Below are 19284 nucleotides of genomic sequence, written 5' to 3' on the forward strand. Positions count from 1 at the left end.
TATGTTTTTCTAGCGTCTAGAGAAGAAAAGATGCACCGAACGTTTGGTATATTCATGTATTACTCTTTAACGGACAGCAATGTTTAGATGTAAGTTTCAAATTAATTCATAGGCTTTTTTCAATATTGTTAATGTTTAAAAGTAATACACCTACACTTTAACAAAGTGGCACTTTTTCAACTTTATATTGATAATGAACTAACAAAACACCCTCGATATGGTAAAGGTTAATGAATAAATTCTAGTAAAAAAAGCTAGAAGCGATTTCATGCCTCTAACTTATTTATGACTATGACAACTTTTGCTATAGGAGAATACATACAAATATTGAACCTTCTTATAATTAACTAATTACTAAGGGCTCTAAAGCACAATATTTAATAACTTCATTCACCTTTTGTTTGAATGACATCTGGTTTGTCACCAGATTGATCTTGCATTTTTTTCCCTTTATTACCACCGAAGCCTCTAGGCTGAGTTCCGATATGATTTGGTGTATAATGACTACGTTTATCATTAAACTGTTTTGCCATGTATAACCCCCCCTTTTCATCATTTATTATGGTCAAGTTGACCTTATTCATGTATGAAAGGAGCAAAAGTTTTCATCTGTAAAACTATTGGATTTTTCTGATCATTTTCTGTTCAAGCTTTAATTCAATTCTCTCTAGTGCCTCTTGATCTTTTAATAATTCTTTTTTATTTTCTCGTACCAATTCCTCAAAAGTAACTTTTTTAATTTTTCGCAATTTTCTCACCATCCTTTATATATTATTTTAACGTTAGTATTACCCAATAAACGTATAAATTATTACAACTTTTCGAAAAATCATTATTATACAAACACAAAAAAAGAAACTATCTTTGATAAGTTTCTTTTCCTCACTTTTTACATTTGCCTGTTTTTGCAAAGATTGTTGTTCATTCAAAAATATTAATACTAAGTCGATTAGCAATAGTGACATCTTTGCTACTATTACAATTATTGAGCTCTCTTAAAACTCTATAATGTCCTTTTACCATTATATATAACAACAAAGTTTATTAAAAAGCCTTACATTTTCTAGCATACATCCTACACTCGTTTATTTTCTTTATGAATTAGCAAAACATCGTTTCTAATTCATATCATCAACAAACTTTTCCATCTTTTCATAAGACAGTTGACCCACAAACTTATTTCTAATTATCCCATTACTATCAATAAAATACGTAGTAGGGATTGATAATACTTGAAAAATCCTATTTGCCTGATCATCTTCATCTAACAGAACAGGAAAAGTCATTTCATATTCATTCACAAAACTCTCAACATCATATTCTGGATCAACATTTACCGCTAAGATCACAACATCAGAGCCGTATTTTTCATGAAATAACTGAAAATCAGGTATCTCTTCTTTACATGGTGGACACCAAGTTGCCCAATAGTTCACTATTACTTTTTTTCCCTGTAGATCAGAGAGCTTAATTGATTCTCCAGTTAATGTAGGTAATTCAAAATCAGGAGCCTTATTTCCTACTGCAATACCTTCAACAGCAGCTTCTGCGTTACTAGTTTTTTCATCAACATCAACGATTTCAGTACCATTTCCAACATGTTTGGCAACTTCTTCAATGCTACCATCTTTCCCAGCAGATACTACTTGCCAAATACTTACTCCAATAAAACCGATTATTAAGACCCCAGCTATTATTTTTTTCATTCCAACGCTCCTTAAATACCATGGTGAAAACTCACAACTCTAATTAGAAATAAAAAATTGTAACGTTATATTGTTTATTATAATTGTTTATATGTAATAATAATATTTCTCTTTATAAACATTTTATGACAAGCTCTATTCACACACTTAGTTGCTTTTTTTCCTAACATAGAGTCACTGATGTATATTATAGAGCTTTTATAGTCTTTAGTGAAGAAAAGGTGCCCGAACGTTAATGATATTTGTGTTTAAATTAAATCTTATTACGAAAAGCAATTATCAATGTGGACATTGCCGTTAACTAAGCATCTTTGCTTACACTTTGTTGCAATTTTTCTTACTATAACTCACCGATGTATGTTATAAAGATTTTATAGTCTTTAGTGAAGGAAAGATGCCTCGAACGTTAATGATATTTGTGTTTAAATCTTATTACGAAAAGCAATTATCAATGTGGATATTGTCGTTAACTAAGGCTCTTTTCTTACACTTTGTTGCTTATTTTCCTTACATAGAGTCACTGATCTATATTATAGTGCTTTTATAGTCTTTAGTGAAGAAAAGGTGCCCGAACGTTAATGATATTAAAGACAGCTATCAATACCGAAATAGTCTTTAACAAGACTCTTTGCGTAAGCATTATTGCTTTTTCCACTTACATTTAGTTACTAATCTATATTATAGAATTTTTATTATGTTATAAACGTGCTTAGATCTTATTATTAAAAAACAATATATGTGTAAACTGTAAAAATAACCTTACAAAAAAGCGTCAAAAATCAACGCTTTTATTGTAAGTAATTCTAATGTTAATGATTTGACGGCTCAGCAACTTTCACTAATAATTTGCCTAAGTTTGTACCTTTAAATAAGCCAATAAATGCTTCAGGTGTATTCTCAAACCCTTCGATAATCGTTTCTTCATATGTTAATTTTCCTTCTTTTAACCATTGTGCTAATTGTAGAACCCCTTCGCTTGCACGATGTGCATAATCACCTACTAGAAACCCTTTCATTAAGGTGCGGTTTTTAATTAAAGTAGTTTGAATGCGAGGTCCAATGTCTTCTTGCAAATTATATGCAGAAATCGCTCCACACACTGGGATGCGTGAATGTACATTTAAATGTTTAAATACTTCATCAGACACATTTCCTCCAACATTTTCAAAGTAGACATCTACCCCATTTGCACATGCGCTTGCTAATTCATCTTTGAAATGTTCACTCTTATAGTTTATAGCTTCATCAAATTTAAGTTCATTTACTAGGTAGTCGATTTTATCTTGAGAACCTGCTATCCCAACTGTACGAGCGCCTTTGATCTTCGCAATCTGCCCAACGATCATACCAACAGCCCCTGCAGCCCCCGATACAACAACAGTCTCCCCTTCTTTCGGTTCACCAATATCCAGTAAACCAAAATATGCGGTTAAGCCAGTCATACCGAGAATTCCTAACGCAGTCGAAATTGGTGCAAGGGATGGATCAATTTTCTGGAGCTCTGATTCATGAACAACTTGATTTCTAGCCCATTTCTGAAAACCTACAACGATATCCCCTTTTATCAATTTCTCTGACTTTGATTCCATTACTTCACTTATGACACCACCGACGATTGGTTGATGAAGTTCATATGGGGCAGCATAAGACTTCCCTTCCCTCATTCTTCCTCTCATATATGGATCTACAGATAAGTATAAAGTTTTTAAAAGAACTTCCCCAGAATTGAGAGCGGGTAAATTAATTTCTACAAAATTAAAGTTATCATTGTTTGGAACACCTTGTGGCCTTGAAGCTAGTTGAATTTCTTCACTACGCATATTTGAATCTCCTTTCTCTTTCTATACTACAAACTACCCTACACCGTTAGATTATATACTAAACTGTTCTAAACAAAAAAGAAGTTGATTTCGTCATAACAATAAAAATATTGAACGTAATAAATTTGGCAGTTAGACTATATTATCTGACCAAGGGTTTTGATAAACAAACAGGTAGTTGTCCCTTTTTCTTCTACTATTCAAACTAATTATTTTATGTACGATTTTTACCTATTGCTAGATACTTTTAACAGGGTTGTCATTATATTAATTTGATATTGCTACAATAAGATCATTTTTGATGTCCTTGCATTTAAGCTAAAAAGCTGTTAAGAACACCCTTTTTGTTAAAAGTTTAAGTACTGTATCATAAACAGCTATATAAAGAAAAAGGGCCAGACCTTTATACTATATTATGTAAAAATGTTGGTATACTCCCTTTCACATTATATAGAATTAGTCAGACCCTTTTTAACTTACTTAGTATATTCTAAATTATCCGTGTAATTTGTCACGAAGAACCATTTGTAAAATACCACCGTGGCGATAGTAGTCAATTTCAACTTCACTATCAAATCTCACAAGTACTTCGAATTCTTTTTGATTACCCGCTTCATCAGTAGCTGTCACTTTTACATGGTCTCGTGGGCTTACAGATTCATCGATAGCAACTTCGATTGTTTCTTTCCCTGTTAACCCTAAGCTTTCAGCACTTTCACCTTGTTTAAACTGTAGTGGTAGAACACCCATGAGAACAAGATTACTACGATGAATACGTTCAAAGCTTTCAGCAATGACAGTTTTGATTCCTAGAAGGTTCGTTCCTTTAGCAGCCCAGTCACGTGAACTTCCCATTCCATAGTCATTGCCAGCTAATACAACAAGTCCTGTATCATCTTCCTTATACTTCATACATGCTTCATATATTGACATGATCTCGCCAGTTGGCCAATGAGTAGTCCAACCGCCTTCTGTACCTGGAGCGATTTGGTTACGTATTCTAATATTAGCAAATGTACCTCTTGTCATCACTCGGTCATTTCCACGTCGAGAACCGTAAGAGTTAAAGTCTCGTGGCGTTACACCTTGTTCTTGTAGATATTTACCAGCAGGAGTATCTTTACCAATTGACCCAGCAGGTGAAATATGGTCTGTTGTGACAGAGTCTCCAAATTTAGCAACTACACGTAAGCCTTTTAAGTTTTGTACTGTACCTGGCTCTTTTGATAACCCTTCAAAGAACGGTGGATTTTGAATATAAGTAGAATCTTCATCCCAACTATACAATGCTTCTTCAGAAGTCTCTATTTCATTCCAACGCTCATTGTCATCAAATACTTGTTCGTATTCTTTTCTAAACAATTCTGGTGTAACAGTTTGATTAACAACTTCTTTTACTTCTTCCATAGTTGGCCAAATTTCGTTCATGTAAACGTCGTTACCGTCTTTATCTTTTCCAATTACATCTTTTTGCAATTCAATATCAACAGTACCTGCAAGAGCGTAAGCAACAACTAATGGAGGTGATGCTAAGTAATTTCCTTTGACTAAAGGATGAATACGGCCTTCAAAATTTCGATTACCAGAAAGTACTGAAGTAACTAATAAATCATTTTTCGCAACTGCTTCTTCAATTTCCTCTGCCAATGGACCTGAGTTACCGATACATGTTGTACAACCATAACCTACTACGTTAAAACCAAGTTGCTCTAAGTATGGGAGTAAACCAGCATCTTTAAGGTATCCAGTAACAACTTTAGAGCCAGGAGCTAATGATGTTTTTACATATTCAGGAACTTGCAAGCCCTTTTCAACTGCTTTTTTCGCTACTAATCCAGCTCCCACTAAAACATATGGATTTGAAGTATTCGTACAAGAAGTGATAGCAGCAATCGCAATCGCACCAGTTTCCATCGTTGTCTCATTACCGTTTGCTAATTTGACAGCTACTTTTTTATCTAATTCAGCTTTATCTAACCCAAATCCTTGGTTGCCAGCTTCTGCTGTTAAAGCTGTATTAAATGCTTCCTTCATTTTAGTAAGTGGTATTAAATCTTGTGGACGTTTTGGTCCTGATAGGTTTGCTTCTATTGCTGATAAGTTTATCTCAACCACATCAGTAAAGATAGGATCTTCTGAATCAGCTGTAAAGAACATACCATTAGCCTTACAGTAAGCTTCAACAACTTTCACTTGTTCTTCTGAACGTCCTGTTAAACGCATATATTCAAGCGCTTCCTCATCAACTGGGAAGAAACCACAAGTTGCCCCGTATTCTGGAGCCATATTAGAAATTGTCGCACGATCTGCAAGTGGTAATTCAGCAACACCTGGTCCATAAAACTCAACAAATTTTCCTACAACTCCTTTAGCACGAAGTACTTGAGTTACTTTTAATGCTAAATCAGTCGCTGTAGTGCCATTCGGTAAAGCTCCTGTTAGCTTCACACCAATGACTTCTGGAACTGGAAAATAAGATGGTTGTCCTAGCATACCTGCCTCTGCTTCTATACCACCAACACCCCAGCCTAGAACTCCTATACCATTGATCATTGTCGTATGTGAATCCGTACCTACAAGTGAATCAGGATAAGCTATAAATTCCCCATTCTCCTCTTCAACCGCTTGAACAACATTTGCTAAATACTCTAAATTTACTTGGTGAACGATACCAGTAGCTGGTGGTACAGCACGATAATTATCAAAAGATTTTTGAGCCCAGCTTAAAAATTTATAACGCTCTGCATTTCGCTCAAATTCTAAGTCCATGTTAAAGTTTAACGCATCTGCACTACCTGCTTTATCAACCTGTACAGAGTGATCAATTACTAAATCTACTGGAATTTCAGGGTTAATTTTATCTGGATCTCCACCCATATCTGCCATAGCTTTACGCAGTGACGCTAAATCAACGACAGCTGGTACTCCTGTGAAATCCTGTAAAATAACACGTGATGGCTTAAAAGGTACATCTATGGCTTTTATATCCTTAGTACCCCATTTAGCTAAATTTTCCACATGATCTTTTGTAATTACTCGACCGTCAACTTGACGTAAAACTGATTCCAACAAAACTTTAATAGAATATGGTAGGCGAGTAATGTTACCTAATTTTTGTAAAGAACTTAATTGAAAATAATTATACTTTTTTCCATTAACCTCAAATGAAGAACGTGCTTGAAAAACGTCTTGCTTTGTCATTTGTCCTTCCCCCTGTGTCGAAATTTTAAGAATGTAGTCTCAAAAAACATTCTGAGCGCACATTAATTTGAACATATTATTAATATGTTCAATAATTAGTTGAGAGTATTATCGAAAAATATCATTTTTTCTCCCAATTCTAAATTACTTCTCATCCATCTTAATACAAGGAAGATTATAAGTAAATATCAATAATGTTATTGAAAATGATAAGTTTCCCTTATTATACATATTTTTTCCCTTGCAAATAAAAAATAGTAGTGTCTGCAATTTATCAGCAAAAATTGTAATTATAAAGATGATGGAGGTGAAGAAATGGGCAAACGTAAAGCAAACCATGTCATCCCTGGTATGAATGATGCAAAATCACAAGGAATGGGTGCGGGTTATAATGAAGAAATGCAAAATGAGCCATTGACTGCTGAGCAAAGAGCGAACAATAAGAAGAGAAAGAAAAATCAATAAAAGATATCAGACCTTTTCGTAAATTTTGATCATGATTAATGTACGAACCTTGTTTTATATAACATTACATCATAAAAATATTCTGAACAAAGTTTCAACGACAAATGCCATTTCGCAAGAATACACCTCTTCTCTTGTGAAATGGTTGTTTCATTATTACATTAAATAAGTTCAACTCACATTAATTGAATATAGAAAATTTCAAGAAACACGAAATTAACATGATGAAGACAAAAAAACCTGCCCAGGCAGGTTTAAGGTGTATTATTGATTTCATTTACAATCGTGTGTAAATCTTGCTGAAATTGCTCTAGTTTCGGCTTTTGGTTTTCAGAGGCAACTTCAAGTGCATTATTTATTTGTTCGTAAGCTTCATTTATTTCATTAGATAAATGTTTTAATTCAGATCCATAATCCGCACGATTCTCTACGATATTATTGTATACGTCCCTAACTTCCTCTGTACCTTGTTGTGCAGCTTGAAAAGCTTGCTGTTTATTTTTTTGATAAGGCACTTAATGTCAACTCCTTCAAATAGATGGAACTTTCTTAGCTAGTATAGACAAAGCTTTTAATATCTATTCATTGAATAAAAAAAAACTATACTGTCATCCTAAAAAAGAAGGAGGAGATTTATCCATGGATGAAAATAATACTAAAGGAATTCGTAAAAATGCTCCTGATGGTGAAAAACCTGGTCAGCCTGAGCCATTAGACGGATCGAAAAAAGTAAAAAATCATAACCATACGAGACAGAAGCATAATAAAGGACATGATATGTAAAAAATTATGAAATCCTATGTAATATATCAACTATTACATTTGCCTCTTCTAAAGTCACAGTTCTAAAATCTAGTACGACCTTACCTTTATTAATTCTAGTAACAATGCTCGGTGTGCTCCTTCTTAACTGTTGTGATAGCTGTTGAGACGATTTGCTATGGTGCTCTACTGTTACAACATATGTGGGGAGAGTAACTCCTGGCATTGTTCCTCCGCCAATTTCGGATTCATCTTTTAATAAAGCGAACTTATAATCATTTGTTTTGGTATTAACCGATTCTATAAAATGCTCAGAACGTTGTTTAATCGCTTCGGTCGTTTCCAATATATCTCGCAATGTTGGGATCTCAAGTATATTACCTTTCAAGTATGATAAAAGTGTATCTTCAAGTGCTGCAAAAGTCATTTTATCAACTCTTAAGACTCGCGCAAGCTGATGTTTTTTTAACAGATCAATAAGAGGCTTTTTCCCAACAATTATTCCTGCTTGAGGACCCCCTAATAATTTATCACCACTAAAAGATACTAAGTCAACTCCTTGTTCAAGGATGTCTCTTACTACAGGCTCATCCCCAATGTCATTTTTCTGAAAATCGAATAAACTCCCACTACCTAGATCTTCATAAAACATCATGTCTTCATACTTTTCTTTAAGCTGTACAAGATTTTGTGTAGGTACTGTTTTAGTAAATCCAATCGTTTTAAAGTTACTCGTATGCACCTTCATGATCATCGCAGTTTGCTCATTAATTACTTCTTCATAATCGTGTAGATGAGTTTTGTTTGTCGTCCCAACTTCCTTAAGGGATACTCCACTCTCCTCCATAATAGCTGAGATTCGAAATGAACCCCCGATCTCTACAAGCTGCCCTCTGGACACAATGACCTCTCGATCCTTTGCTAATGCTCTTAATACTAAAAATACAGCAGCGGCATTATTATTGACAACCATCGCAGCCTCAGCACCTGTCACTTTACTAATAATGTTCTCAATGATGTCATGCCGAGAACCCCTAGTGCCCGAATCAAGGTCAAATTCTAAATTGGAATAGTTTGATGCAATTTCTGCTACTCTCTTTACAGCTGAATCACTTAAGCGGGCTCTCCCTAAGTTTGTATGTAGGATTACTCCCGTAGCATTAACTACCTTTTGTAAATGATATTCAGACATTGACTGTAGTTTAGCTTTAACTTTAGAAAATATATGATCAATCATGGAGGCCTGCCCATGAAATTGAATGATATATTCATTAGATAAAAGCTGTTCTCTCAATTGATTCACTTCGGTTTGAATAACTTGAGTCAACGTTGGCTCGTCTATATTAAACTCTAATAACATAGTAAAAAATTGATTGTTTTTTTGCAATATATGTATTGGTGGTATTTGTCTTAATAAATCAATTCTCATGAAATCTTCCCCAGTCCATTTTTTATCAATTATTTTTAACCATTTTAATTGTTGACACCTTTTTCGTTCAATCATCATATCATATCCAATAGTATATTTCTGGAGGATAATTCAAATGGTTAATAACAAATATCCTAAAGCGATGCAAATCCAGTGTATTGAAGATTGGATGGAGCAATTTTTTCATGATTCTTTCTATCAAATGATTGACGAGCAACAATTTAGAGTTGATTTATTTGAGACTGAACATGAATATATAGTGGAAGCAGAATTACCAAATGTGAACAAACAGCATATTAATATAACAAGACACAATAATGAGGTTTCAATTATCGTTAACAAAGATGAGCAAGAGGTAGTTGAAAGAAACGTGACTCTTCCATTTTCTATTGAATCGAAAGAAATGAAAGCACTGTTTCATAATGACATTTTAGAAATTTATATTAGTAAAGAAGCTAAAACAAATGTTCAAACAAAACATATTAACATACAGTAATATCCTATTCATCTTCTACAGTATTTCGTAGAAAATTTGACCACAAAAATAAGCATCAGTCACAAGCTGTGAACAGATGCTTTTTAAATTGCTCTGATTGCTTTATAAGTGTACCGCTACCGAGATAAATGGGCTATTTTGCAACCTCGGTCAGGTGAAATAAAGTCTCCACATCATACACCAATGTTTATGTTATTTTGAACATGTTCACATCTTATTCCATTTATTCTTTTTGCTCAATCATATTTATAATTTCATTGGGATCCGGATGTTCACCAGTTTCAAGTTTTGAATAAATCTTCTCACCATTAACTGAAACTTCGAAAGCACCACCTGAACTTGGAATAAGCTCAAGACTTGTTATTTTAGAATAAAAATGAGAAAACAACTTCTCTGCGAAACTCGCAGCTCTAGGTGCATAGTTTCACTGCATACAAAATTCTACGGATACTTTATAATTTTTCACAACTATTCCTCCAGTACTAAATTAATTATTTCAGCATATGCCTAAGTAACATGGGATAGCAAATATTTTGCAACCACTTTTATTGTAGTACATCCATTATTATATCGTAAAGTTACTTAAACTATTGGTTTTTTTTTATTGTCAGTCTATACTTTTATTAACGGAGGTGAAGATGATGAGTGAACATGAAAAAATCCGTTTAACTGCGTTATCAACAAAAGCTGGTTGAGGCTGTAAAATTGGTCCACAAGACCTAGCGCAAGTTTTGCGCTATTTACCTGAACAAAAGAATAATCCAAACCTTCTGGTCGGACATGAAACATCCGATGATGCAGGAGCCTACAAAGTAACTGATGAACTAGCATTAGTACAAACTTTAGATTACTTTACTCCAATCGTTGACGATCCATATATGTTTGGTCAAATTGCAGCTGCCAATGCATTGAGCGACCTATATGCGATGGGGGCTACGCCAAAAACAGCATTAAACATTGTCGGTTTCCCAATCAAAAAACTAGGGGCAGAAATTCTAGCACAAATCTTAAAGGGAGCTGCTGATAAGGTAGCAGAAGCAGATGCACTAATTATTGGCGGGCATTCCATTGATGATCAAGAGCCTAAATTTGGGTTATCCGTTACTGGCTTTGTTCATCCGAATAAAATATGGAAAAATATTGGTGCTACAGCTGGAGACGTATTAGTGATTACGAAACCACTCGGTGTAGGAGTTTTAACAACTGGCATTAAACGCGATAAAACTACACTCGAACAGACAAAACAAGTTACAGCCATCATGGCTCAGTTGAACAAGTTGGCAGCTGATTTGTTACAAAAATATACACCAAGTGCTGTTACTGATATAACGGGATTCGGATTACTTGGACATGCAAGTGAAATGGCACGAGGAAGCAATGTAAGTATGTTAATTGATTACTCGAAAACACCTCTATTAGACGGTGCACATAAGCTAGCACAAAATGGAGTAATACCAGGAGGCTCAAAAGCCAATCATAAGTGGCTAAAACAATTTGTCGCATATGGTACGAACATCACTGAAACGGAACAGTTACTATTATGTGATGCCATTACTTCGGGTGGGCTCTTTATAAGTATGCCTATAAACGAAGCAAAATCGTATGTAGAAGAGCTACATAATAATGGTCTTGAAGACGCAGCCATTATCGGGCGTGTAATAGAAAAAGAAGATCAGTTTATATACGTTCAGTAAGTTTTTACTTTAATTGGACGTATATACGAGAAATAATGGTTAAACGATTACACACTAAGTTGTTCACAAGCCATGAAATGATTATAGCAAACGGTCCAAAATGTAGAAGCAGCGGGAATCTATTCTGAACCGCTGCTTCTTATTTGAACCCATACTCTGTTAGAGTCTTCTCTCGTTGTATATTTTAATTTATCAATCAGTTCAAGTAATGGTACTAAATACTTCCTAGATAGTTGTAGAACATCTTTAGCGTCTTTAAGCTCAAACTGTTTCGGAAAATGTGAGCGTAGCTTTGTAATAGCTTCTTGTAACGCTATAAAATGAATATAGTATTTATCACTCATACGTACTAGTTTTCCAGTAGATATCAAATAATTTCTTAGTTCTTCAGCTTCCCTATCGGGTAATCCTGATTGTTTTACATATTCTGCCCAAGACAGAACTGTGATTCCGTCCTTTCGGATCGTTTGAATCATATTCTCCATTCGTTTTGACCATTGTTTAGGATAACTAGGAGTAAAGCAACGCATTGAGATAAATTGCTCTTTCTTAATAAATATATCTTGATCAGACGTTTGATTAAGTACAAAATCAAGCACTTGTGTTGGATATTTGGTAGAAAAGTGTTGAAGTAATTCCGCTTTGTTGATTCCTGTTCTTAATGGATAACGAACATGGTAAGTATGTAAATATGATTTCATCTCTTCAATGATATTAAGGATAATAGCATTTAGAGTAACTTGGTTCTTTTTAATAACAACAAACTCTGGATGTAAGACCAATTCACCTACCAGGCGTTCGTCAATCGAACTACGCTTATTAATGTCAGGTATGGAAATGATACCAGCTTGTTCGATCATATCTATTAAACGTTCTTTCGGAGTCCCTTTCATTTTGCTATGCAACATAGATACTGTATCTTTGCCAAATCGGTATTTCTGACCATTAGGGTCAATTACCCATCCCCCACCAATTGTTTCTACTGGAGTAGGCCTACGAATGATAAAACGATCTCCTCTTGTCACAACCGTAGACTCTGCTAAACGGAGTTGACAGAGAATTTCCGCATGATCTTCATCACTATTAACCTCATTACGATCAAAGAAGACAATTTTCGCCATTATTTCAGCTGTTCCAATGTGGCATTTTACTAGAGACCTTTGTTTTAGTGTTTGCTTAACATGCTTACTAAGTGAAAGTGCAATATCAATCGTATTAGTTACTAAATAAGATTCTGAAGAAGAAACTAACACATCACCACGCTTCACTTCATCACGTAAAGACGATACATTTATAGCTATTCTTTGTCCAGCCCAAGCTTCATCTACTGGTTTGCTATGCATTTGCATTTGCCTTATATTTACTCTTTGGTTTGAAGGTAGTATCGTTACTTGCTCATCTTCCCGCACAGACCCATCAAAAACTGTTCCTCTTACGACTGTGCCTTGACCTTTTAACGTAAAAACTTGGTCGATTGGCAAGCGAAATGCATGTCTTGTATTTCGTGGAGAGATAGTCCGTAATAGTTTAAGTAATACCTCTTTAAGCTCATCTATTCCCTTGTTTGACAAACTATCAACTAAAAGGGCTGGAGCATATTCAAAAACTGTTCCTTGTAACTCTGACTGAATATCTTCTTTAACGAGTTCAAGCATTTCGTCATCTACTGTATCTATTTTCGAAATTGCAATAACTCCATGTTTAATTCCTAAAAAAGATAATATTTCTAGGTGTTCCTTCGTTTGTGGCATGACACCTTCATCGGCTGCAATTACAATAACAACAACATCTATGCCAGCCACTCCTGAAATCATCTGCCTAATAAACCGTTCGTGACCAGGACAATCAATGATTGAGGCCAACATGTTTTCATGAAGGTGCAAAGGTGCAAAACCTAACTCTATAGTAATCTTGCGCTCCTTCTCCTCTTTCAATCTGTCAGTATCTACATTTGTCAACGATTTCGTTAAAGCTGTTTTTCCGTGATCTATATGACCAGCTAGGCCGATCGTATAATGCTGCTCTGTCATGTAACATCACCTGCAACTCAATCACAATATTACATTGTAATTTCTCTTTGTATGATTTTTAAAACTGATGAAGTAAAAACCTATTCTATGCACCTTTTAGATAGCTATTGGCGAAAAAACTACTAATCACACCATCTTAAAGGCATAATTTTTGAGTGTCAGAACACGAATACTTGGCGCATAATGTGCGATATATGCCATGACATTTTATTACGCAATGGTAGCTGCTTGTTCTTCTATTGCCCTTTGCATATCTTGGTTAGTTGCACGTTTTTCAACTTCATCTAGTAGATCATGAATCTTGTTTTCAAAATACTGTACTTCTTCTTCTGTTAAGGCATTCTTCATTTTTTCTGTTAGCCCATCAACCTGCTCTTTCTCTGCTTCAGTTAGATGCTTTGCTAATCCTCGCATGAAAAGACCTCCGTTAATTTATCAGTACTGCTATTATATCATAAAAACCTTTAACCGTTAGATCATTCATGCGACTACATTAACCTTTTTTTAACACGTTCAAGTCCATCCACTTTTGTTCTCTCTGTTTTAATTTCTCGATGTAATAATATATTTTCAGCTGCCATTCCTGATAATATTGAAATACCGACTAAATCTGTAACATTACACGGTGAAAATAAATATGTTGTGGCTAATATTGCAGCCACTGAACCTATTAAAAAATCCGCAATAAAACCAACATCATAACCTTTTGGCTGTGTCCTTTTTTTGGGGAAGATGAGAACTCTTTTATTACGAATGAGATGGGCAATAATTCCCGTAACCCCCCCTACTATCGCCGAAATTAACACGGTTTCAAGTAGCATTTCTCACCTCAACCTCCTTTTAGTTGTAAAAGCACTAAAATTCCATTTAACTTCCTTTACAATTTTACAAAACATAAGCATGTGACTGCATAGATAGCAGTTAATAAAGAGTTAATTCGATATTCAATTGCATAATATAGGTTTGATAGAAATTGGAAGCAATAGTTTTAATAGTGGGTAGATGGTTTAATAAATATATTGGGGATTGAATTTATTGGAGTAATAAAAGTAAAGTAGATCTTATTTTTCTTAATTTTCAGTCTTTTTCAAACGTTTCTAAAGCTTGTTCACTGTCCTTTAATAGGCTATATTATTATTTATTATCATAACATATATATAAACATTATTTTCCTTTTTTATCTTATAATTATAAAAATAGGAATATGTACTTGCATAACTCTTGTTTTACTATAGTATTCAAGTACTAGTGTATATATTGTTGGAACAAATTCCTTAATTAACATCCTTCAATAAATCACTAGTATTATTATTAATATATAATTATCAGGTTCCTTGAGTTAATCTATTAACCATTAAATTAATATATGCAAAAAATTTCTCTTGCCGATATTATGTAGTGAATTGTATAATGTTACTCGTAAATTACAATTAATAATCTACACTTTATCAATGTGGGGCTGGGTGTACATCTGGTGAGTGCCACGGTCTTCAAAACCGTTTGAGAGGCGCGTGTCGTCTTTGGTGGGTTCGATTCCCATGCAGTCCCGCCAACATACATATAACTGTGAACTTCTAGGTATGTTGGATGTTGATTTAAAATGTAGTTTAGATTACTTAATAGCACTAGTTTCCGTTACGGTTTTCACCCCGTTTTAGGAAATACCGTTACGAATCGAAACCACTAAAAACCGGCCGCTTTCATTCAGTATGAAAGGGGTTATTTTTATGCGTAAAAAAACTATTACGAGAAGATACAATCTCGACAATTCCTCAAGAGAACGCGTAGATTTATCGATGTCAATGAGCTAGAGGTTCGAACATTTTATGTGTCTCAAGAAAGCCGAAGGACTCGCAAATAGAACTATCGACGAATACTACATTCACTACGAATATTTTATGCGGTATGCTGAAACAGATCTTCCACGCGAGGAAATGACGACAGAATTATTTTGCAGCTGGATTGCGTACATGATTGAGGAGATGGAACTAGCGCCAGTTTATATTAATATTCGAGTCAGAACTATGAGGGCATTTGTGCGCTATGCGTACGAAGAAAAAGGTTGGATAGACGAGCCGGTACATAAACGGTTTAAACCAATTAAAGCACCGATAGACATAATAGAAGCATATACAAGTGAGGAAGTTAAGTGAATGATAGGTGTGATTGATGATTAAGTATATACCTCGCTGTAAAGGACGAAACTCATGCCGATTTAGACGATGTTTTTACACTTTGCGTTTTTAATCCTCGTATGATTGTTGACTTTCATTTTAAAGCCGGCGAAGAATGCGGTTAAGGATAAAACTTCGCCTTGCTGAACTAGCAATTGACTCCGTTTAATTATGGACGGGGATTTTTTACTTCTCACGACGGAAATTACCGCATACATTTGAATAAACTAATTAACAAAGGAGGTCGGTACAAAGATGTTTGCCTATGTAACGAATTTAAGCGATGGTACTGTCTCTGTTATAGACACTAAAACCCATTGCGTGATTGCTACGGTGCAAGTCGGTGCAAACCCTCGAGATATATCCTTCACTCCTGATGGTAAGCTCGCTTATGTAACTAATAGCGGTGATGTTACTGTTTCCGTTATTGACACGAAAACCCATTCTATTATTGCTAATGTTCAAGTAGGTGCGGCTCCAACTTCCGTTGAAATTACACCTGACGGTAAGCTCGCTTATGTGACGAGACGAGGAGATACTATAGTTTCTGTCATTGATGTGAAAACGCACAGTGTGATTACTACTGTGGATGTTGGTGATGGCCCATTTTTTATTTCAGTTACACCCGACGGAAAACTGGTTTATGTGACAAATTCGGCCGCACCGGGTACTGTATCCGCTATTGATGTTAAAACGCACTCTGTTATTGCGACTATAAATGTTGATGGATTTCCACAAGATGTCAAATTTACACCTGATGGGAAACTTGCTTATGTAGCTGGCTCTAATGGAAATAACCCTTCTATTGTCTCCGTTATTGATACAAAAACACACTCCGTAATTGCTTCTGTTACTATAGGACTTATGGCGTTTAAAATTGCGTTTACACCAAACGGCAAGCTCGCTTATATAACTAACGCTGGAACTGGCCCTCAAGCAAGTAACTCCGTTTCCGTCATTGATGTAAAGACGCATAATGTGATTGCAACAATTCAGGTTGGTGGCATTCCGTTTGATGTCGCTATAACACCCGATGGAAAACTCGCTTATGTTTCTGTTGCCGGTAGCAATAATAATAATACTATCAGTGTTATAGATACTAAAACACACTCTATCATTTCTAACATAATTACTGGTTTTGTAATCGGCACCGCCCTTTTTATAGCTTTGTCCCCTGATGGAAAATTAGCGTATTTCCCAAACACAATTGGCATGGGTATAGTTACAGCTGTTGACGTTAAGACTCACTCTATCATTGCCTCCATACCAGTAGGTTCGGAACCCCTCATTATAGCCTTCACACCGAATTAACCCCACTCATTTGAACGGGGCTTTTTTCCGGAGGGTTCAACCTGTCTATTATAGTAATCCCTCGCTTACCTATTTATTATTCGCTAACCGATACAACATCGTAACCACTTGCGCCCTCGTACACCCCTCCTCTAACCGTTCACCATTCGATATACCTTCCGCTTTCGCCCACGCAACAGCTTCCGCTAATTCTTGTTCGTAGGCTGATTGCGTTGGTTCAGCCGCCGGCTTATACTCGTACCCAACATGGCGACAAAATGCCCGTACAACTGCCTCCGGGTAATCTTGCCAATCGTTAAGTAGTTGCGCAACATAACGCCATATTCTTCGGTTGCTCGATCATCGCACGATAAATCTTCGTTCGGAAGTCCGACCGTTTATGTAGAATGTTCATTAGTAATGCGTCGTGATGTACGGTCGTTCCCATATAAACATACGCTGTTAACTCGCCTTTCGGGTCGCCAAGTGGCATAACAACCGATGCGAACCACTCGCGAAGTTTCTTTCGAAGTTCCGGCGTTGATGCGTTGGTGTTTGCGTCCTCTAGGTCATCGCAAATAACTAAGTCAGGGCGATTTCCGTCCCAGTTACGACCACGCAAACGCTGACCGGTCGATGCTGCTTGAACTAACGCCACTCGCTCGCGTCTGTGCTGTTCGCCAACGATCGGATGCCATGCGATAAACTCGCTCGAATTGTCCTTTTCGTTACCCTGCAATTTTGGGTCGAGCAATGGGCCGAAGTTAGCGCGTAGTTTTTCGTTGTATTTCAACTGATTCGAAATCCAATCCATATTGGCGCTCGATACGTCCGGCGTTTCCGAAATAATGATGATATATTTGCGTAATCGATACACGACCTCATGAATCGGGTACGCCTTTGAAAGAAACGACGATTTAGCGTGAGATCGGGGCGCTGCGACTCCGACCTTATCATTGCGCTTGACGTATGATACTTCGTCCATTAGCCCGCAAATTTCATGGTGAAACGATGGTGCGTTTGTTAATACGTTCCACGGTAGTTCGTTTTCCACGTCGAAATCGTAACTCGGAATCCAGTTACCGGAGTTTTCCGGGTTCAAGTCTTCGCCGAAATATTCGTATGCAAAGTAAAGCAAGTCGCGTTCGCCGCGATGAATTCTGTTATAGCGTTCGAGCTTTTCGATTAATTCAAAGTAGTCTTGCGCAATTTCGACCGGCATTTCCTCGGCTAAATTATACTCAGCGTCAATTAACGTAATAATGTCGTTTATTTCTTCGATTTTATGTTGGAGTTGATCGTATTCGAGCCATTCGCCATTTTCCCACGCCATAAGATCGTCCTCCTTTCCGTGTTAGTTCACGCGAAAAAGCTCGCCGGTTGATGAGCGAGCGTGAATTTAGTTTAGGTTAGTTATATTACCGCGGTGTAAATGCGATAGCTAATGGTCTATCTCCAACGTCGACGGTTGAGATAACTGAATGGGTTTTTACATCGATTACAGAAACTGTTCCCTCAATAGCATTTCCAGCATAAACAAGTTTGCCATCCGGAGTAAAATCGAAAAACACGGGCCTTCCACCCACTGACACAGTAGCAATAACGGAGTGCGTTTTCGTGTCTACGACCGATAAGTTATTAGAGCCAGCATTCGTAACATAAGCAAACTTTCCGTCTGCCGTAAAATTTATATTGTTAACAAAATCTAAGTCTATTCCTAATGGGATAGTAGCAATTACGGAGTGCGTTTTGACATCTATTACAGCTACAAAAGCCATATCACTAACTGGATCTGAAAACAACACATAAGCTGTTTTACCGTCAGGGGTGAACGCTATAGTGTCCGGCGTATCTCCTACAGATACAGTAGCAATAACAGCGTGTGTTTTCGTATCTATGATTGATATTGTTCCGGATTGACCGTTTGAAACATAAGCCAGTACCATATCGTACCGACCTCCTTACAATCGTTTTTACTAGTGTATGTGAGCGCAAGGTCAAAGTGATTTTTTGAATCCGCATTGTTTTTCCGTCTGATAAGGGCTATTCGCTAAGGTGGCTTGGGGGTCAGTCGTTTTCCCCTTGCGACCACACTCCGATTTGTGTATGTCGCTGTATACGTCATTCGTTTCTAGTTTACATAATAGCAACTATAGGAACCAACATACGATCACATGCGTTGATATGACAGCGTTCCTAACGCATGTAAATTTATCA

19 protein-coding genes and 1 tRNA gene are annotated in these 19284 nt (G+C 36.2%); 7 read left to right on the forward strand and 13 right to left on the reverse strand.

Annotated elements, in window-relative coordinates; all coding sequences use genetic code 11:
- Nucleotides 1-386 precede the first annotated feature (386 nt).
- From V1503_RS23340 to acnA, 5 genes are all read right to left on the reverse strand, one after another.
- A complete protein-coding gene (locus V1503_RS23340) occupies nucleotides 387-533 on the reverse strand; it encodes an acid-soluble spore protein N (RefSeq protein ID WP_214482398.1) in 147 nt (48 codons plus the stop codon).
- An 84-nt stretch (nucleotides 534-617) separates the two neighbouring features.
- Nucleotides 618-758 (reverse strand): FbpB family small basic protein, encoded by a 141-nt coding sequence (locus V1503_RS23345; RefSeq protein ID WP_410629344.1) that lies wholly within the window; start codon nucleotides 756-758, stop codon nucleotides 618-620.
- Between the two features lie 360 nt (nucleotides 759-1118).
- Nucleotides 1119-1706: a TlpA family protein disulfide reductase gene (locus V1503_RS23350; protein ID WP_410629345.1), complete on the reverse strand. Its 588-nt coding sequence runs from the start codon at nucleotides 1704-1706 to the stop codon at nucleotides 1119-1121.
- Nucleotides 1707-2515: 809 nt separating this feature from the next.
- The gene (locus tag V1503_RS23355; protein WP_214482395.1) at nucleotides 2516-3526 is read right to left on the reverse strand and encodes an NADP-dependent oxidoreductase; all 1011 of its coding nucleotides are present in this window, start codon (nucleotides 3524-3526) and stop codon (nucleotides 2516-2518) included.
- A gap of 495 nt (nucleotides 3527-4021) precedes the next feature.
- The gene (acnA, locus tag V1503_RS23360; RefSeq protein ID WP_410629346.1) at nucleotides 4022-6727 is read right to left on the reverse strand and encodes an aconitate hydratase AcnA; all 2706 of its coding nucleotides are present in this window, start codon (nucleotides 6725-6727) and stop codon (nucleotides 4022-4024) included.
- Nucleotides 6728-7042: 315 nt separating this feature from the next.
- On the opposite strand from acnA, the gene sspO reads away from it, so the two are divergent.
- Nucleotides 7043-7192, forward strand: coding sequence for a small acid-soluble spore protein SspO (gene sspO, locus V1503_RS23365; RefSeq protein WP_214482393.1), 150 nt, complete (start codon nucleotides 7043-7045; stop codon nucleotides 7190-7192).
- Between the two features lie 254 nt (nucleotides 7193-7446).
- Here the strand turns inward: sspO and V1503_RS23370 are convergent, their stop codons facing one another.
- Complete coding sequence (locus V1503_RS23370) at nucleotides 7447-7707, reverse strand: hypothetical protein (protein WP_214482392.1); 261 nt, start codon at nucleotides 7705-7707, stop codon at nucleotides 7447-7449.
- A 124-nt stretch (nucleotides 7708-7831) separates the two neighbouring features.
- Between V1503_RS23370 and V1503_RS23375 the strand changes: the two genes are divergently transcribed.
- Complete coding sequence (locus tag V1503_RS23375) at nucleotides 7832-7975, forward strand: small acid-soluble spore protein P (RefSeq protein WP_410629347.1); 144 nt, start codon at nucleotides 7832-7834, stop codon at nucleotides 7973-7975.
- A 4-nt stretch (nucleotides 7976-7979) separates the two neighbouring features.
- Here the strand turns inward: V1503_RS23375 and selA are convergent, their stop codons facing one another.
- The gene (selA, locus tag V1503_RS23380) at nucleotides 7980-9458 is read right to left on the reverse strand and encodes an L-seryl-tRNA(Sec) selenium transferase (RefSeq protein ID WP_410629348.1); all 1479 of its coding nucleotides are present in this window, start codon (nucleotides 9456-9458) and stop codon (nucleotides 7980-7982) included.
- 40 nt (nucleotides 9459-9498) lie between these two features.
- Between selA and V1503_RS23385 the strand changes: the two genes are divergently transcribed.
- On the forward strand, nucleotides 9499-9879 hold the full coding sequence (locus tag V1503_RS23385; RefSeq protein ID WP_410629349.1) for an Hsp20/alpha crystallin family protein: 381 nt from the start codon (nucleotides 9499-9501) through the stop codon (nucleotides 9877-9879).
- Nucleotides 9880-10102: 223 nt separating this feature from the next.
- Here the strand turns inward: V1503_RS23385 and V1503_RS23390 are convergent, their stop codons facing one another.
- On the reverse strand, nucleotides 10103-10312 hold the full coding sequence (locus V1503_RS23390) for an Rdx family protein (RefSeq protein WP_410629504.1): 210 nt from the start codon (nucleotides 10310-10312) through the stop codon (nucleotides 10103-10105).
- 208 nt (nucleotides 10313-10520) lie between these two features.
- Here V1503_RS23390 and selD point away from each other — a divergent pair, with 208 nt between their 5' ends.
- Nucleotides 10521-11573, forward strand: coding sequence for a selenide, water dikinase SelD (selD, locus tag V1503_RS23395; protein WP_214482388.1), 1053 nt, complete (start codon nucleotides 10521-10523; stop codon nucleotides 11571-11573).
- Between the two features lie 119 nt (nucleotides 11574-11692).
- Here the strand turns inward: selD and selB are convergent, their stop codons facing one another.
- The 3 genes from selB to V1503_RS23410 form a co-directional block, all read right to left on the reverse strand.
- Nucleotides 11693-13603 carry a selenocysteine-specific translation elongation factor gene (gene selB / locus V1503_RS23400; RefSeq protein WP_410629350.1) on the reverse strand — a complete coding sequence of 637 codons (1911 nt, stop codon included), beginning with the start codon at nucleotides 13601-13603 and terminating at the stop codon, nucleotides 11693-11695.
- A gap of 210 nt (nucleotides 13604-13813) precedes the next feature.
- A complete protein-coding gene (locus V1503_RS23405; protein WP_214482386.1) occupies nucleotides 13814-14017 on the reverse strand; it encodes a hypothetical protein in 204 nt (67 codons plus the stop codon).
- Between the two features lie 74 nt (nucleotides 14018-14091).
- Nucleotides 14092-14424: a DUF4257 domain-containing protein gene (locus V1503_RS23410; protein WP_214482385.1), complete on the reverse strand. Its 333-nt coding sequence runs from the start codon at nucleotides 14422-14424 to the stop codon at nucleotides 14092-14094.
- Between the two features lie 634 nt (nucleotides 14425-15058).
- Here V1503_RS23410 and V1503_RS23415 point away from each other — a divergent pair.
- The 3 genes from V1503_RS23415 to V1503_RS23425 all read left to right on the forward strand — a co-directional run bounded on the left by V1503_RS23415 (nucleotide 15059) and on the right by V1503_RS23425 (nucleotide 17088).
- Nucleotides 15059-15155, forward strand: a tRNA-Sec gene (locus V1503_RS23415).
- Nucleotides 15156-15429: 274 nt separating this feature from the next.
- Complete coding sequence (locus V1503_RS23420) at nucleotides 15430-15756, forward strand: phage integrase SAM-like domain-containing protein (RefSeq protein ID WP_410629351.1); 327 nt, start codon at nucleotides 15430-15432, stop codon at nucleotides 15754-15756.
- A 276-nt stretch (nucleotides 15757-16032) separates the two neighbouring features.
- Nucleotides 16033-17088 carry a cytochrome D1 domain-containing protein gene (locus tag V1503_RS23425; RefSeq protein WP_410629352.1) on the forward strand — a complete coding sequence of 352 codons (1056 nt, stop codon included), beginning with the start codon at nucleotides 16033-16035 and terminating at the stop codon, nucleotides 17086-17088.
- Between the two features lie 295 nt (nucleotides 17089-17383).
- Here the strand turns inward: V1503_RS23425 and V1503_RS23430 are convergent, their stop codons facing one another.
- The gene (locus V1503_RS23430; protein ID WP_410629353.1) at nucleotides 17384-18400 is read right to left on the reverse strand and encodes a hypothetical protein; all 1017 of its coding nucleotides are present in this window, start codon (nucleotides 18398-18400) and stop codon (nucleotides 17384-17386) included.
- Nucleotides 18401-18485: 85 nt separating this feature from the next.
- Entirely contained in the window at nucleotides 18486-19013 is a 528-nt protein-coding gene (locus tag V1503_RS23435; RefSeq protein WP_410629354.1) for a beta-propeller fold lactonase family protein, read from the reverse strand.
- Nucleotides 19014-19284: the final 271 nt, after the last annotated feature.

This window comes from Nanhaiella sioensis (assembly GCF_046557775.1).
Taxonomy (GTDB): Bacteria; Bacillota; Bacilli; order Bacillales; family SM2101; genus Nanhaiella; species Nanhaiella sioensis.